Here is a 15,849-nt window from a genome sequence, read left to right on the forward strand (position 1 = left end):
GGCACCCGCCATTCTCAATTAGTTTTGGGAATGGCTTTTTCTTTACCATTTATCCAAAGCACAGGCAACTAGCTAATTAAGCAGTTTGTGCTTAAGCGGTTCATCACTAAATTACTCTTCAACCTTAATTATATGATGAAACATACCGCTAAACCACTGAGCTTGCTACTCTTGGCATTGGCCATTTGTATGCCTGTCAAGGCTTTTCAGGCAGAAAAAGATGCGCCCGTAACCGAGCTTTACGAGTTTATAGTTCAAATGAGGGCCGACTATGGTAGCCTGCGCAGATTCTACTTTATAGAAAATTCACCCGAACGCAGAGAACGCTTCGTTACCTTTTTCCAAAATCAAACCGACAAACTGGAGAAATTCTCCTTCAACAGACTGTCAACCGGAGGCCAAGTAGATTATACGCTCACCAAGCGATATTTAGACGATAACCTTTTTCAACTAAACGAGGAAAAAGAAGAATATAACACCATTAAAGCTTGGGTAGATTTCGGCACTCCAATTTATGAAATCGAGCAAAAGCGCAGAAGAGGCCTCCACATGGATGGCGATAAAATTGCAAAGCAGCTTGACGACATTGCAAAGCAAATTGAAAGCACTACAGCCAAACTAAAAGCAGAGAACCCGACTTTTCCAAGAAACCTAACAAGGCGGGCTAGTGGTGTAATCAGAGGCTACAAAACAGCATTAAAAAGCGTATTTGAGTTTTATGAAGGTTACGACCCTCAATTTACTTGGTGGGTAGAAAAACCTTACCAATCGCTTAACGCTGCGCTTGACGAGTACAGCAAAACCTTTGCTGCCCAGGTTGATAAATCTACCCTACCGCCAGACGATGGCAGCGGCATTATCGGCAACCCAATTGGCAGAGAAGAGTTAATTCGCCAGCTAAAGCTGGAGATGATTCCTTACACGCCTGAAGAGCTTGTGGAAATTGCCAACAAGGAGTTTGCTTGGTGCGATGCTGAGCTGCTTAAAGCCTCGCGCGAAATGGGTTTTGGTGATGACTGGAAAAGCGCCCAAGAAAAAGTAAAAATGAGCTTTGTGCCTCCTGGTCACCAGCCAGAAGCCATGCTCGATCTGTATAACCAGTCGGTTGAGTTTTTGAAAAAGCACGATTTACTAACCATTCCGCCAATTGCTGAAGAAAGCTGGAGAATGAGCATGATCTCGCCAGAAAGGCAGCTTATTAGCCCATTCTTTTTGGGTGGCGAAACACTGCAAATCTCTTACCCAACAGACGAAATGGAGCACAATGATAAAATGATGAGCATGCGCGGCAACAACCCGCATTTTTCTCGCGCCACGGTACACCACGAACTCATTGCCGGCCACCATTTACAAGGCTTTATGAACAGACGCTACAAAGATTACCGCTACTACCGCACTCCTTTCTGGACGGAAGGCTGGGCGCTGTATTGGGAGCTTTTATTGTGGGACATGGATTTTCCGCGCTCGCCTGAAGATAGAATTGGCATGCTGTTTTGGAGAATGCACCGTTGTGCCAGAATCATCTTCTCGCTTAACTACCACCTAGGCGAGTGGACACCTCAAGAGTGCATCAACTTTTTGGTGGATCGTGTAGGCCATGAGCGCGCCAATGCAGAGGGAGAAGTTAGAAGGTCTTTTACCGCTAACTACGGCCCACTATACCAGCTAGCTTATATGATTGGCGGCATGCAATTTTATGCCATGAAAAAGGAGCTTGTTGATGGTGGAAAAATGACCATTAAAGAATACCACGATGCCGTGCTACGCGAAAATAGCATGCCAGTAGAAATGGTACGTGCCCTTATTACCGACAAAAACCTAAAGAAGAATTTTGAAACCTCTTGGAGGTTTTATGATAAGTAAGTACCTAGTTAATACTGTTAACACAAAGACTATTTCTTGATGCCAATAATTCACTTACGAACTATTATTAAGGCTAGAAAAGAAATAGTCTTTGACCTTTCAAGAAGTATTGACCTACACAAGATTTCAACAGCTCACACCAATGAAGAAGCAATTGCTGGCAAAACGTCTGGTTTAATTGAAATGGGTGAATCTGTTACCTGGAAAGCTAGGCATTTTGGTGTTTATCAAACACTAACTTCTAAAATAACCTCTTTAGACAAGCCGAACAGCTTTGTAGACGAAATGGTGAAGGGAATATTTGTCAGTTTTAAACATCAGCACATTTTCAAAGATGACGAAGGTCAGACTTTAATGACTGACATATTCGAATACAAATCGCCCTTTGGTTTATTGGGAAAGATGGTCGACAGTCTATTTCTAAAAACCTATATGGCGAACCTACTTAAAACAAGAAATTCAATTATTAAAGAGTTCGCTGAATCAGACAAATGGAAGCAAGTGGTGGTTGACGCTTCTGTTAGTGAAGAGTCAAATAGCGCCCGTTAGATGAGTTTAATAATGGTTCTTTAATTTTTGGAGGGTTTTGTTTTTAGTTAAAAGCTGTAATTGCGAATTTTCAATTCACAATTTTGACTGATAGGAGGCCCTTGCGCCAAACCATATTTGGGTGATAAACTACCTTAAAAACCTTATTGAAATCCCCTCGATATTCTTTTTTGTGCTTAAAAATTATAAGCAACAAAAACAGTTTATGCAGCATACTATCCTTTCGGATTTAGAGGATTTCAAAAGAACAAATGAACATGACTTAACCGAAGAGGACTTTGAAAAAATCACGTTTTATTATGGATTGGCTGTGCCAGTTATTGGTGAGCTGTACTGTTTATTAAGGGGTTTCAAAATCTCACATGCCGAAAGAACTGCGCTTACTTATTTAGGTGGAACAACTGGTTTATTTGACGATTCTTTTGACAAACCAGGCACTTCAAAAGAGCACCTAAAGGAGCTAATCAACAACCCTAGCCTTGAACTGGCCAGAAACACCCGCGATAAACTGCTGATTAAACTCTACCTTAAAGCCCTGGACCAAAGCCCTTTTGTAACAAGAATTAAGCAAGCTGCCAACTCGGTATTCGATGCCCAAGTACAGAGTAAAAAGCAAACGGACATTGCCACATCAGCCCAGGAGATTGTTGACATTACCCGTCAAAAAGGAGGCGCATCTATACTTTTTTATAGAACAGCACTTGAGGGTGAAATTGATGAAACAGAACAAAAGCTACTACTTAATATCGGGTTTATTGGCCAGCTAGAAAACGACCTCTTCGATATCTATAAGGATCGTGAAGATGGTATCCGCACCTTGGCCACTATTTCAAAATCTATACCCGCCCTTAGAACACAATACGAATCGATAATAAGCGAAACATTTCTTCTGATCAATCAAGCTAACTTTCCAAAATCGAATAAAAGGAAGTTCGCCCGAATGCTAGCAGCGGTTACCACTAGAGGACTTGTATGCCTTGACCAGCTCGAGAAATTAGAGCACAAAGGCGTATTTGAGCTTTCCCGTTATTCCCGAAAACAGCTAATCTGTAACATGGGAGCACCAAAAAACATTATGCGCTGGGTGGCCTATTATCTCCGGTGGAATGCCAAGGCCTAAAAAGCAATGTTAAGGAATAACGCTCTCCATTCTTAGCGTCCTCACCAAGACTTATCTATCTAGGATTTCACATCACTATCTTTAATTACCAATTTGGTAACTTTTTAATTACTTTTACGTCAATTGAATACGACTTGAGGGTAATTGCTAAACGTACTTTAAGAGACTTTTGGGAAAAGCATGCAGACTGTGAGCAACAGTTGACTGCATGGTATCGAGAAACCGAAAAGTCTAACTGGAAGAGCATTAATGAGCTAAAGAAAGATTACCCCAGTGCGAGTATTCTCAAAGACAATCGAGTGGTTTACAATATTAAAGGCAACAACTATAGACTTATTGTAAAACTTAACTTTGAGTACCAGATCTGCTGGATAAGGTTTATCGGTACGCATGCAGCATATGACAAGATTGACGCAAACACAATTTGAAAATGAAAATTGCCCCAATAAGAAATGAAAGAGATTATCAACAAGCGCTTGAGCGACTTGAAGATATTTTTGATGCAAAAATGGGAACTGAAGAGGGGGATGAGCTAGAAATTCTGTCCATTCTAATAGACCGTTACGAGAACGAGCATTTCCCAATCGGAATGCCCGACCCAATAGAAGCCATTAAGTTTCGCATGGAACAAATGGGTATGAAGCAAAAAGACCTGGCCGAAGTCGTAGGCTTTAAAAGTAGAGTAAGTGAGGTTTTGAACAAAAAACGAAAACTCACTTTAGATATGATTCGAAAACTAAATGCCTCCCTCCACATACCTACCGAAGTTTTGGTACAGGAGTATTAAGACTCTTTCGCCTCACACTTTTCGCTGGTTTTTGTGTTTCTGGAACCCCTCCAAAAGCTACTCCATCTCCTAGGATAAACTTTTGGAAGGTTTTTATTTAATACAGAAACAAACTTCGCAAGCTTCTTGCTCATCCTCGATTAAATCGGGGATGATAGGAAAGCAGGTTTGTAACCTGCTTAATAAGCCGCAAAGTACTCTTCCAGGTCCTTCAATGTAGATTCGCTGGTATGGATATCCTGCTTTATCTGACCTTTTTCGAGCAACACAATTCGTTCGCAAACCTCGGTAACGTGGTTAAGGTCATGGCTCGAAATAAGCATGGTTAACTGATGCGTTTCTTTCCACTCCTTAAGAATGTTTTTTAGCCTGATTTGCGTAGTTGGGTCCAGGTTGGCAAATGGCTCATCCAGCAAAATCACTTCTGGATTGCCCATAAGTGCAGCAGCAATACCCACTTTCTTTTGGTTACCCTTAGACAGGTCGCGGATGTACTTTTTCTTACCCGTAATCTCATCGTTAAACAGTTCTTCAAAGCGATTCAAAAACTCTTTCAAATCGCCTGTGCTATAGCCATGCAGCGAGGCCAAAAACTCAAAGTACTCATCTGGAGTTAGGTAGTCTATCAGAAAAGACTCGTCCAAAAACGAACCTGTATAGTTCTTCCAGTCTTCAGACTTTGCTACGTTCACGGCTTTAGAATCTACCGATCCAGACGTTGGGCGCACCAAGTCTAGTATCATGCGGAAAAAGGTGGTTTTTCCTGCGCCATTGTTGCCCACAAGCCCAAAGCTTTCGCCCTTAGGAATACTCAATTGAGGGATGTTCACAACTTCTACCCCCTTATATTTTTTGCTAAGTTCTTTTACTTCAATCATAGTTATAGCATTTATTGTGCGCGGAAACCAGCCGCAATCTCATGTCGTTTTTTAGTGAATTCTTTCGTTAGCCAGTCCAGCAGTTTATCGCGAAGCAAAAAGCCGATTAGGCCAACTACTGCCGTAAGCACCAAGCCCATATTGGCATAGCCTGCTATGGCCAGCGGCACATAAAACAAGTAAGGTAAAAGCAGTACCGGAATGGCAATTATAAACTGTGCAGCACCAACACCTTCGTAGTTAAAAGCCGCCCTTTTATTCAGATCAATCTTCTTTGGGCTCATCATGCTCAGGCGCATTATTATAAAAGCATTCACCCCAATATTAAAGAAGTAAGCCGCTAGGTTGAAAAGCACAATTCGCCATCCAAAGTAGGCGTACCCCAATGACACAACAAAAGCAATGGTGGCAAAAGCGACAAACATGTAATACTTGGCCTCGAAGAACTCCTTAAAAGTGGTTTTTCTTACCAACACAAAATCGAAATAGCTGCTTTCCCAGCTGAGCAAAAACTGCCCATGTTGAATCAAGAAAATACCGGTTATGAAAATGCCCACAAACAGAAACATGTGATCAAACTTTTCCATGTAGGTGTCTTGTGTGTAGAAAATAAGCCCGTAGAAAAGTAGAAAGCCCCCCATAACAAGGGTGTTTCTTGGCCTTTTGTGGCGCAGAATAAGCTTTAAATCAAGCGCGATCAACTCCCCAATACGGCCAAACCTTTTAAGAAAGGCAAAGTCGCCCGAAATTTTGGCCTGCTCCTTTTTGGTGGCCAGCTCTTCAGGATAGGTGTTGTTAAACAGGTAACCGTGGTTCAGCCTATAAAAAACAAGCCACAGCACTATGGGCACAGCAGCAAAAGCTGGCTGGCCTATTACCGCTCCAAACAACATGTCGGACACGCTAGAAAGCGAAACTATTTCAAAATAATCGAGTGCACCAAGTCCTAGAAAAACTGCCCATAAGCCTACCAATAAATTCGGCATATCGTTCAGCTTCTTTTTAAAGAAGATGGTGGCAAAATGAATTGTCATGGCTACACCAACAATGGTGAGCCACCACACAAAACCGGCAAGTGCGCCATATTCACTACCAACACCCATTATAGCAAATGGGGTAAAGGTAAAAATGGCCATTAGGTTAAAAACACTGAGCTGGCTTTTGCGCAGCATAAAGTGAATGATGCTTCCCTTTTTTATTGGCAGATGCAGATAAGGCTGAATACTTAATACAGGAACATTCTGTAGAAAAAACCTGATGGTGAATTCAAAAAAGAAGTAATAGATAAGCGCTCCATTTACTAGTTGAATTGGATCCTCATCGGGAAAAAACTTGTAGAGCAGCGGCTTTAGCGATATACCCAAAATGAGCATATAACTACAAATCATAATGGCTGCAAAAGCCAAAAACAAATTGGCCAGCATGTTCTTTGCCCAAATGGGCGACCGCATTTTCTCTTTCCAGGAATGGCTGATTAAGCTTGAAATCATGGTTTTAGTTAAGTGATGTGTCGAGTGCAATAATGCAGTCGAGTATGGCATGTGCAGCCTTTACATAGAAAGCCTGATTCACATTGGCAAACTCGTCTGTTTCTTTATGGTAATGGGCGTGGTCTTCAACCCCGAAATACAAAAACGGAATTCCCTTTTGGTGAAAAGCCCCGTGGTCCGAAGAATTCGTCCAGTCGTCATGTCCTAAGTCTTCCGTATCGTGCCCAAACCTAAGTTTAAGCGGTGTAGCATCAATTTTTTCAATGATTGGTTTTAACTCAGGGTAATGGCTAGTGCCAGCCACATAAAGCTCGTTTTTGTCATTTATGCTTATCATATCCATGTTCACGTTCAGCTTAATTGCTTCTAGCGGAACGCGCTCATCTTCTACAAAAGCACGGGCACCACGCAAGCCAGATTCTTCGGCATCTAGTGCGGCAAACACAAGGGTGTGGCGTGGTTTGTTGTTTTCAAAATACTCCATCAAAGCCAACAAGGCCGCTACACCCGATGCATTGTCATCGGCCCCGTTGAACACCTTACCATCAATAATTCCCAGGTGATCGTAATGAGCTGTGATTACAAAGACACCGCTGCTTTTTTCGCTACCCTTTATGTATCCAACTATGTTGATTCCGTCTTTACTTTCACCGGCTCTGTTCTCATAAGTAAAGTCGTGTCTATAGCCCTTAACATAGCTTTTCGCGCCTAGCGATTTCATTTGTTTTACAATAAACAAACGCGCAGCTTCGGCACCTTCAGTTCCGGTTTTTCGACCTTCGGCAGCATCGTGCGATAGCTTTCTCAGGTCTTCAAGCATGTACTCATTATCGAGCCTATCTGTTTGGGCATTGGCCAAGCTTACCAAGAACATTAACAAGAAAGCGTAGCGAATGAAATTTGAATTCTTTTGCATCGTTATAGCGTTTAGAAGCATATTTTCTTACATATTTAGGGATTAACCGTCTTTAAACTTAGCGAAATACCCGTGCAAGTTTTGCGTACCAATGGCTTAAATTTTTGCATTCTGCTATTAGCACTCGTGTTTGGGCATAGCGCCAATTCACAAACACTCAGTACCGAGCAGATTTTAGAAAAGCTGCGGCTTAATGCAGCGCTTTATCCTCCTCAAGATATTTTAAGTACTAAATCTTTGGTGCTTCTTTCTGTACCTGAGGATGATAACAGCAGTGAGTGGCGCGAATCGGTAGATGAGCTTCAGCAATTTTTCGCAGAGCAGGGCATTGATGCCGTGGCTTACGTACACCAAAAAAGCCTGCTTATGCTACCTAACCAGGTACAGCCATTGCCCAATTATTTAGCCAATAGAGGCATTAAAAACATCATTCTATTTTACAAAGTAAGCGCAGAAGGCCCTGTATTTCTGGCCTTTGGACCACATAACGAAAAACCATCTCTTTTCTCTCAAAGTGCTACTTTTTGGGCAAGAACAGGTGCCGAGTTAGCTCCCATTTTAAGCGAACTAGACACCTATTTTAAAACAGGAGCACTGCGTAGAGAAAACCTACTCGTTAATGACAGCCCCGAATTCTTTGGTCCACAGTTAGATTCGGACGGACTTACGGCACGCAGCATTCCTAGCAACATTGCCAAGGCCAAAGTGGCTTTAAATAAGCTGAATGTTGGCTTGTATAATCTGGCTGGTGCACAGCGATTTTCGCAGGCCATGCTTTTTAACGAAAGTAACTACTTAAACAAACTCACCGACAGGGACCAAATGCTGCAAAGTGTTGGGGTTGATTCCACCAATACCATTACCTATTTGGACGCTCCGCTTGAAACCAACGAACTGAGAAGGGCCGGTTATGACTTGGTATTGAGCTATGTGACCACTACAGCTGAGCAAATGGTAAACTTTTTTCCGTCAAAAAATGCCGATTATGCCTTTGAAGGCTACCAAACCAAGTTTTACCTGAGCGACTTGAGGACCAACACACGCTACATTGGTAAAGAATGGGACGCCAATGCCGATTGGCAAACAGCTCTTTTCAGCTTTTTGGCTCAAATTAAGGCACGCATGGCCGAGGCCAACGACTAATTACCAATAACCTGCCTTGCTTAATTCTGCAGCTAACGGCACAAAACCAAGCCGTTGTTTTGCCCCAATTCCCGTTTATTTTCCGCCAATAAAAAAGCGGGGCTGTAAATTCACTTTACCCGTTAACTTAAAACCGTTACAACTATAATTCAATAACCAATGAAAAGAGGAACACTATTTTTTGCACTGCTATTAGCAGTTAGCATTCAGGCCCTTGGGTTTCAGAATACCCAAGTAGACTACGATGCTGTTTACAGAATTAAAGACGAAGGTTTCAACAACAGTCAGGTAATGGACATTGCTTGGAACCTAACTGATAGAATTGGACCAAGACTTACGGGTTCTGAAGGTCTTAAAAACGCATACGACTGGACATCCGCTACTTTTAAGGAGTGGGGACTTTCTAATGTTGAAGTTCAGCCTTGGGGTGAGTTTGGTAAAGGTTGGGATGTGCGCAAAGCATACATCGCTATGACAGTGCCTTACTACCAAGCACTAATTGGTATTCCTAAAGCATGGACTCTAGGTACAAACAAGCTTGTTTCTGCCGAGGTTGTTTATGTTGATGCTGCTGACGAGGCTGCCTTGTCTGAATACAAAGGCAAACTAAAAGGTAAAGTAGTGATGCTTCCTACTTCAATTGAAGCTAAAACCACTTTTGAAGCTGATGCAAGAAGGTTTACTGACGAAGAGCTTGATGGCATGACAAAGCGCAATGTAAGTGGCGGTGGCAGCGGCTGGTCTGCCAGCAGAATTGCTGAGTACAGAAGAGCTGCAAGAATGAGAAACGCTGCTTACGAACTGTTCAAAAGCGAAGGTGTAGCCATGGTACTGAACACGCACAGAGGTGGTGGCCAAGGTACTTTCTTTACTTCTAACGGATCTAGAAACGATGACAGTGCTTTGCCAGAAATGGAAATTGCTCCTGAGCATTACAACAGAATGGTGCGTTTGGTAACTAAAGGCGAGAAAGTAATGATTGAAGCCGATACTAAGACTTCTTTCCACACAAAAGACCAAAAAGGTTACAACGTAATTGCCGAAATCCCTGGTTCGGACCCAAGCTTGAAAGATGAAGTAGTAATGCTTGGCGCTCACCTTGATTCTTGGTTTGCAGGAACTGGTGCCACTGATAACGCTGCTGGTTCTGCTGCTATGATGGAGGCTATCAGAATTTTGAAAGAGTCTGGTGTTGAGCTAAAGAGAACAGTGAGAGTTGCACTTTGGAGTGGTGAAGAGCAAGGTCTTTATGGTTCAAGAAACTACGTTCAGAATACTTTTATGAACGACAAAGCCCCAAATGGCGAATGGGAGAAATTCTCTGCTTACTTCAACATGGATAATGGTACTGGTGCTATCCGCGGTATTTACTTGCAAGAAAACGAAGCTGCAAGACCATTGTTCGAAGAGTGGTTCAAGCCTTTCCACGAAATTGGTGCTAGCACGGTTACTATCAGAAACACTGGCGGTACCGATCACCAAGCTTTCGATGGTATTGGTCTTCCTGGTTACCAATTCATTCAAGACCCAATTGACTATGGTACAAGAACGCACCACACCAACATGGACTTGTACGAGCGTTTGCAAGCTGCTGACATGAAAAAGAACGCAGTGATTATTGCTACTATGGTAATGCAAACTGCCAACATGGATGAGAAAATGCCTCGTAAACCAAAGGTTTTCGAAAACAGATAATCGATAGCGATTAGAAGACAGTAAAAAAGGGCTGTCTTAAATGCTTGCCGTCATTCCCGATCGGAGTCGAGAATGACGAAGCTCATAGCATTTGAGACAGCCTCTTTTCTTTGTCAATACTTTAAGCTAGTACAACTCTTGGTTGAGAAAAGGAATAAGCGCTAGCACCACTGCAGGCTCGTAGTATGCCGCCCTATCGATAAGGCCATTGGTAAGAATACCCACAGCGCCATTGCCTTGTTTGGAGTTAGTGCGTTCAAAAACCATATCATCCGCATGGCCCAGTTCCACACCTTGGTTTACTAAAGCCCTAATTTTTTCGGGTAGGTCGAAAGATGCCGTTCTGGCTTTACCTTCATTAGTTTTACCCATTATGCTGATCCACGCAAAGGCTTCCATTGTGCCGCTTTCTTGATCAATTCCGCCTTCAATGCCCACCCAATAATCCGCATCGGGCTGGGCTGACCAGGCATTTTTAGCGCGGTTTTTCGCTCCTTCCAATGTTTCAGCGTCTGTCATTGGTTGATCACTAACGTTAGAAGGTACCGAAACACCTTGCACATCGAGTATTGCACTTGGAAAAGCCTTGCTAAAAGCTTGGCTGGTACAATTGATTTTTACTGGATTTTTTGAGGCGACTACTACCTTAATGCTCGTCATTTAGCTGCTTCAGTTTGTCCACCAAAGATAGTCGTTCATAATACACTTTAAGGGCAGTGATTACTTTTTCGTCATCAGGCTTTATGGATTTGGCTTTTTCCATATAGGGCAACGCTTTTCTTGTCCACTCATGGCCAACTTCTTCTACCTCTTTACCTCGAATATCGTATTCATCTTTGCTCATTAAATTTATGCGAATATAAACGCGGTTGGCCCGCTCGTTGATCATTACCGAGTAGTTGTAGTTAGCGGTAAATTCATTCGGAAAAGCACTGAGGTATCGCTCATATTTTTCACTGGCCATTTCAAAGTAATGGTCCGACTTCTCCGGTTCACCATTCACAAAGGCCTCTTTAAAAATACGATCGTACAAATCGGCTTGGCGCAGCACCAATTGGCCGTTGTTAGGATTTCGTTTGATGGCTGTGTTCAGGATAGACTCAGCCTCAGTAAATCTGTTTAGGTTTACTAACAACCGCACTTGCTGAACTATGTAAGGTACGTGGTTAGGGTAGTTGTAAACCGCATCCTCCACAAAGTCTAGCTGTTGCTCCAAAGGTTTTTCAGCAGCCTGAGAAGATAGGATAAGCCCGTTATAAACTGATTTATCGAGTTTGCTAAAGTCTTTCAGCGCCAAATATGTGGCAATTGCTTCATCGTAAAGCCCAGCATTTTGGGCACTTAAACCAGCATAAATATAGGCTGTGGTATCGGCCGGCTTAGAAACCTGCGCAGTTTGAAATGAAGTATAGGCCTTGTCGAATTTACCTTCTTGAAATGAGGAGACTCCTTTGTTAATGGCATCGGCCCACATAAGCTCTAACTGATTGTTGGCCAATACGTGCAAGTTGTTGGTTTCGGGGGTTAATTCTACCGTTTTAGTGTAGGCTTCTACCACAGCAGCAACAAATGCAGTATGGTTTGCCTTGGTAGCTTTTAGCTCCGCATTGTTACTTTTTAAAATTTCGTGATAAACTCTGGCCTTAGTGTACCAGGCTCTAGGGTTTTGGGCGGCATCGGGTGCTTCAAAAGCCTCATCAATCGCATCTTTGGCCTCCACGTAGTTCTTATCGTTCAAAAACGTATTGGCAATGGATATTAAATCCTGCGCACTTACGCTCTCAGCCGAAAAGCAGAAAAATATGAATAATAAAAGCCTCAACGATTTATTTAAATAACCCACAGTAAATTTACGGTGTTTAGCGATGATTGAAAACAGCAGAGCCTTTGATTTCAAATATATCACGTATAAACCAGTATTTAAATACGAAAAAATGTAGTTTAAATAAATTAATTAAGAAGTCATAGTTAAACGGTCGCTGTTCGGTTTAACAGGAAAACGTAATCAGTTTCATAAAAAAGGCCACACTAAAATTTAGTGTGGCCTTACTTTAAGTTTCAAAAGTTATTTCTTCCAGTTTGGCAATTGGCCTAAGGTTACTGGGCCTTTTCCGTTACCAACTCTATCTCCAAGTGCCTTAACTTCTTGCACCAACTTTTTGGCTTGCTCTAGTACTGGGGCAAATTCATCGGCAGCTATTTCATAATTGCGCAAAGAAGTGCCTGTTACGTTGGAAAGGTTGCCAAACACATCGTAAGCTGCATTTTGCGCACGCTGTCTTGTGCTGTATTCTCCATCCAAGTCGAGTCTGCTCAAAGTTGGGTTGCCATTCATTTGGCGATTTACCTCCTCTAAATGCTGCTCCACTTGTTCTATTTCGCTCAAGAATGTAAGCGACTCGTTAATAGGCAATGTTTTAGCAGCGGCTTTCAGCTCGTCTAAATCTGAGTTTAAGCCCGAAAGCACACGGCCTGTGGTACCTATTGCACTGGCCAAAGCAGCAGCTTTCTTTTTAAAGTTGGCCATGGCTGCCCAATCCTCGGCAGGAATTGTTCTGTTGTCAAGCTCCTTCACAGTAAAAGCAGTAGGGCCTACCAACTCAGACAATTCGCCCTTAAGCACTTGGCTTACCGAAACGGTATAGGTCCCTGGCACCACAAAAATACCAGAAGAGCCTAAGCTCGAAGTCGGGCTGGCTTGGCGTGCACTTACTCCATCAAAGTTCATGTACGTCATGTCCCAAACAATTTGATTTAGCCCTTGCTTTACAGGACCGCGAAGCTCGCTTACAATATCTCCGGTTTGATCTTTAATAGTGAAAACTAAGTAAGAGGCCGCCTCGTTTTGCTCTGCTTCATACTCATCAATTGTTGGGTAAGGAATAGTTTCTCCGTTCTTAAACTGCTCTTTTTCGCGTTTTGAACGCTCACCAGCCAATGTGGTAACACCCTCTTTTATCCAATATTTAATAATGGCTCCTTGCGTTGGGTTAGGTGCGGTGTAGTGCATTTCGCCTTGGAAGCCGTGTTCTCTAGAACCAAGGCTACCCAGCGGAGTCCAAGTATTGAACATTACAGCATCTTTAATTGGCAACACCGCTGCAGTCTGCTCTTTTAAGTCTGGTGTTAGGTCGCGAAGGGCTGCGTAGTTGTCGAGCACGAAAAATCCACGGCCGAATGATGCTGCCACCAAATCGTTCTCCCTTTCTTGAATAGCCAAGTCGCGAATGTTGATCGTTGGCATTCCTGCTTTTAAGGCAGACCAATATTCACCGCCATTTACCGATACAAACACTCCATATTCTGTACCAGCAAAGAGTATGTTTTCATTTACATGATCTTGCTCCAATGCATAAACAGCACCTTCTGGCAGGTTATTGGAAATACTCTTCCACGTTCTGCCCTTGTCATTACTCACATAAACATAAGGGTTGAAATCGCCACTTTTGTGATTATTGAATGCTGCATAAACTGTATTCACATCGTGCTTTGAAGCAATTAAATCGTACACATAAGTATTGGCTGGCACACGAGAGAAGCTATTTATTTTGAACCAATTGTCGCCACCATCTTCAGTAACGCTAATTTGGCCATCATCAGAACCTACATAAATTAGGCCTTCCTGAATACGAGATTCGTCCAGAGAAACCGCAGCACCGTAACGCGATGTTGATCCATTTTTCGCCACCGCATCCATTGGCCAAATTTTGCCCATTATCGGTAGCTCGTTTCTATCAATATCTTGATCTATTTCTCCAGAAATTACCTCCCACGAATCGCCACGGTCTGTACTCTTAAACAGCTTGTTTCCGCCAAAATAAATAGTCTTATGATCGTGCGGACTTACCATTAAAGGGGAGTCCCAGTTAAAGTTGTATTGCTTTTCGCCTTTTTCAGGCCTTGGTACTATGGTTACGGTTTCGCCACTTTGCACATCGAACCGCACCAAGCCTCCATTTTGATACTGAGAATAAACAATGTTTGGGTCTTCAGGATCTGGTACAGATTCAAAGCCATCGCCACCAAGGGTTACAATCCACTCGGGACTCGTAATACCATGGCTCGAAACATTTTGCGATGGACCTCTTAAACTGTAGTTGTCTTGCGTACCACCCATAATGTTGTAGAATGGCTCAGCATTATCAACCGAAACCTTGTAAAACTGAGTAACAGGCAGGTTTGTAAAGAACTTCCAAGTTTTGCCTTGATCGAACGATTCGTATACGCCACCATCACATCCTTGCAAAATGTGCTTGTTGTTCTTTGGGTTAATCCACATGGCGTGATTATCCCAGTGCTTGCTTTCTTCACCCAGGTTAGAAAAGTTCTTACCACCATCTACTGTAACGTTAGTGAAAGTATTGAGCGAATACACACGGTCCACATCAACGGGATCGGCTACGATTTCTTGGTAATAATTACCGCTGGTTGAATAGGAAGACTGTTTTTGCCAGGAAGCGCCCCTGTTGGTACTTTTATAAAAACCACCTTGGCCACGTTGTGCTTCAACAATGGCATAAATAATTTCCGGATCGGCAGGAGAAATAGCCATACCAATACGGCCTTTGTCACCACCAGGCAATCCTTTGTTTATCTTCTCCCAAGTCTCTCCGGCATCGGTCGACTTGTATATGCCCGACTCAGGGCCTCCACCTAAGTAGGTCCATTGTCTTCTTCTGCGTTGATGAGCCGCAGCATATAATACATCAGGATTTCGAGGATCCATATGCACTTCGTTCACACCAGTGTGTTCGCTTATTTCTAAAACCTTGCTCCAAGTTTCGCCACCATCGGTGGTTTTATAAAGGCCACGATCGCCACCTGAGCTCCACAGCGGGCCAACGGCTGCTACATAAACCACATCAGAGTTTCGTGGGTCTATCGCGATCATTCCAATATGCTCTGATTTTTCAAGCCCAACTTTTTTAAATGAAGCACCTCCATCGATGGATTTGTAAAGGCCGTCTCCATAAGAAACCGAACGTTGGTTGTTGTTCTCTCCCGTTCCTACCCAAATCACATTATGGTTATTGGGATCCATGGCCAAAGCACCAATGGAATAACTACCGTAATTATCGAAAATTGGGGTGAAGGTAGTCCCGGCATTGGTGGTTTTCCACACGCCTCCGGCAGCCGCTGCCACATAAAATTCACTTGGGTTATCGGGGTTTACCGCAAAATCGGCAATTCGGCCGGAGGTTAATGCCGGACCAACATTGCGAAATTTGAAACTGCTTAAGGAATAGCCCTCCAACGGGTTTGTTGCTGCAGCGGGTTCGCTGTTTTTAGATTTTCTGCGCTGTGCATGTGCCGAATCGACAAATGTGACCAGCAAGAAAACAAGGCTGAGTACATAGTGTATTCTCTTCATCTCTAGTTTTGTTTGATACACTAAAGATAGTGGAGTT

The 15,849-nt window shown here is 42.9% G+C and carries 13 protein-coding genes; 7 read left to right on the forward strand and 6 right to left on the reverse strand.

The window, feature by feature from the left end:
- Positions 1–132 precede the first annotated feature (132 nt).
- From BMW98_RS03405 to BMW98_RS03425, 5 genes are all read left to right on the forward strand, one after another.
- Positions 133–1,863 carry a DUF885 family protein gene (locus BMW98_RS03405; RefSeq protein WP_222843598.1) on the forward strand — a complete coding sequence of 577 codons (1,731 nt, stop codon included), beginning with the start codon at positions 133–135 and terminating at the stop codon, positions 1,861–1,863.
- 39 nt (positions 1,864–1,902) lie between these two features.
- Positions 1,903–2,412 carry an SRPBCC family protein gene (locus BMW98_RS03410; RefSeq protein WP_090256977.1) on the forward strand — a complete coding sequence of 170 codons (510 nt, stop codon included), beginning with the start codon at positions 1,903–1,905 and terminating at the stop codon, positions 2,410–2,412.
- A 205-nt stretch (positions 2,413–2,617) separates the two neighbouring features.
- Positions 2,618–3,532, forward strand: coding sequence for a class 1 isoprenoid biosynthesis enzyme (locus tag BMW98_RS03415; protein ID WP_139177386.1), 915 nt, complete (start codon positions 2,618–2,620; stop codon positions 3,530–3,532).
- Positions 3,533–3,666: 134 nt separating this feature from the next.
- A complete protein-coding gene (locus BMW98_RS03420) occupies positions 3,667–3,960 on the forward strand; it encodes a type II toxin-antitoxin system HigB family toxin (RefSeq protein WP_090256979.1) in 294 nt (97 codons plus the stop codon).
- 2 nt (positions 3,961–3,962) lie between these two features.
- Positions 3,963–4,319, forward strand: a complete 357-nt coding sequence (locus BMW98_RS03425) for a helix-turn-helix domain-containing protein (RefSeq protein WP_090256980.1) — start codon at positions 3,963–3,965, stop codon at positions 4,317–4,319.
- 179 nt (positions 4,320–4,498) lie between these two features.
- Here the strand turns inward: BMW98_RS03425 and BMW98_RS03430 are convergent, their stop codons facing one another.
- From BMW98_RS03430 to BMW98_RS03440, 3 genes are read right to left on the reverse strand one after another with little or no spacing between them, the layout of a single operon-like run.
- The gene (locus BMW98_RS03430; protein WP_090256981.1) at positions 4,499–5,197 is read right to left on the reverse strand and encodes an ABC transporter ATP-binding protein; all 699 of its coding nucleotides are present in this window, start codon (positions 5,195–5,197) and stop codon (positions 4,499–4,501) included.
- 11 nt (positions 5,198–5,208) lie between these two features.
- Entirely contained in the window at positions 5,209–6,687 is a 1,479-nt protein-coding gene (locus tag BMW98_RS03435; protein ID WP_139177388.1) for a DUF5687 family protein, read from the reverse strand.
- 4 nt (positions 6,688–6,691) lie between these two features.
- Positions 6,692–7,603, reverse strand: a complete 912-nt coding sequence (locus BMW98_RS03440; RefSeq protein ID WP_222843599.1) for a M20/M25/M40 family metallo-hydrolase — start codon at positions 7,601–7,603, stop codon at positions 6,692–6,694.
- Between the two features lie 72 nt (positions 7,604–7,675).
- Between BMW98_RS03440 and BMW98_RS03445 the strand changes: the two genes are divergently transcribed.
- Both BMW98_RS03445 and BMW98_RS03450 read left to right on the forward strand, forming a co-directional pair.
- Positions 7,676–8,746 carry a hypothetical protein gene (locus tag BMW98_RS03445; protein WP_090256983.1) on the forward strand — a complete coding sequence of 357 codons (1,071 nt, stop codon included), beginning with the start codon at positions 7,676–7,678 and terminating at the stop codon, positions 8,744–8,746.
- Between the two features lie 159 nt (positions 8,747–8,905).
- Positions 8,906–10,441 carry a M20/M25/M40 family metallo-hydrolase gene (locus tag BMW98_RS03450; protein ID WP_090256984.1) on the forward strand — a complete coding sequence of 512 codons (1,536 nt, stop codon included), beginning with the start codon at positions 8,906–8,908 and terminating at the stop codon, positions 10,439–10,441.
- Positions 10,442–10,567: 126 nt separating this feature from the next.
- On the opposite strand, the gene yjjX is transcribed toward BMW98_RS03450, so the two are convergent.
- The 3 genes from yjjX to BMW98_RS03465 all read right to left on the reverse strand — a co-directional run bounded on the left by yjjX (position 10,568) and on the right by BMW98_RS03465 (position 15,812).
- Positions 10,568–11,101: an inosine/xanthosine triphosphatase gene (gene yjjX / locus BMW98_RS03455; protein ID WP_090256985.1), complete on the reverse strand. Its 534-nt coding sequence runs from the start codon at positions 11,099–11,101 to the stop codon at positions 10,568–10,570.
- On the reverse strand, positions 11,088–12,263 hold the full coding sequence (locus BMW98_RS03460) for a tetratricopeptide repeat protein (protein ID WP_139177390.1): 1,176 nt from the start codon (positions 12,261–12,263) through the stop codon (positions 11,088–11,090). Before BMW98_RS03460 ends, yjjX begins: the two co-directional genes overlap by 14 nt.
- Positions 12,264–12,506: 243 nt before the next feature.
- The gene (locus BMW98_RS03465; protein ID WP_090256987.1) at positions 12,507–15,812 is read right to left on the reverse strand and encodes a WD40/YVTN/BNR-like repeat-containing protein; all 3,306 of its coding nucleotides are present in this window, start codon (positions 15,810–15,812) and stop codon (positions 12,507–12,509) included.
- Positions 15,813–15,849: the final 37 nt, after the last annotated feature.

Source organism: Roseivirga pacifica, assembly GCF_900111145.1.
In the GTDB taxonomy this organism is placed as follows: Bacteria; Bacteroidota; Bacteroidia; order Cytophagales; family Cyclobacteriaceae; genus Roseivirga; species Roseivirga pacifica.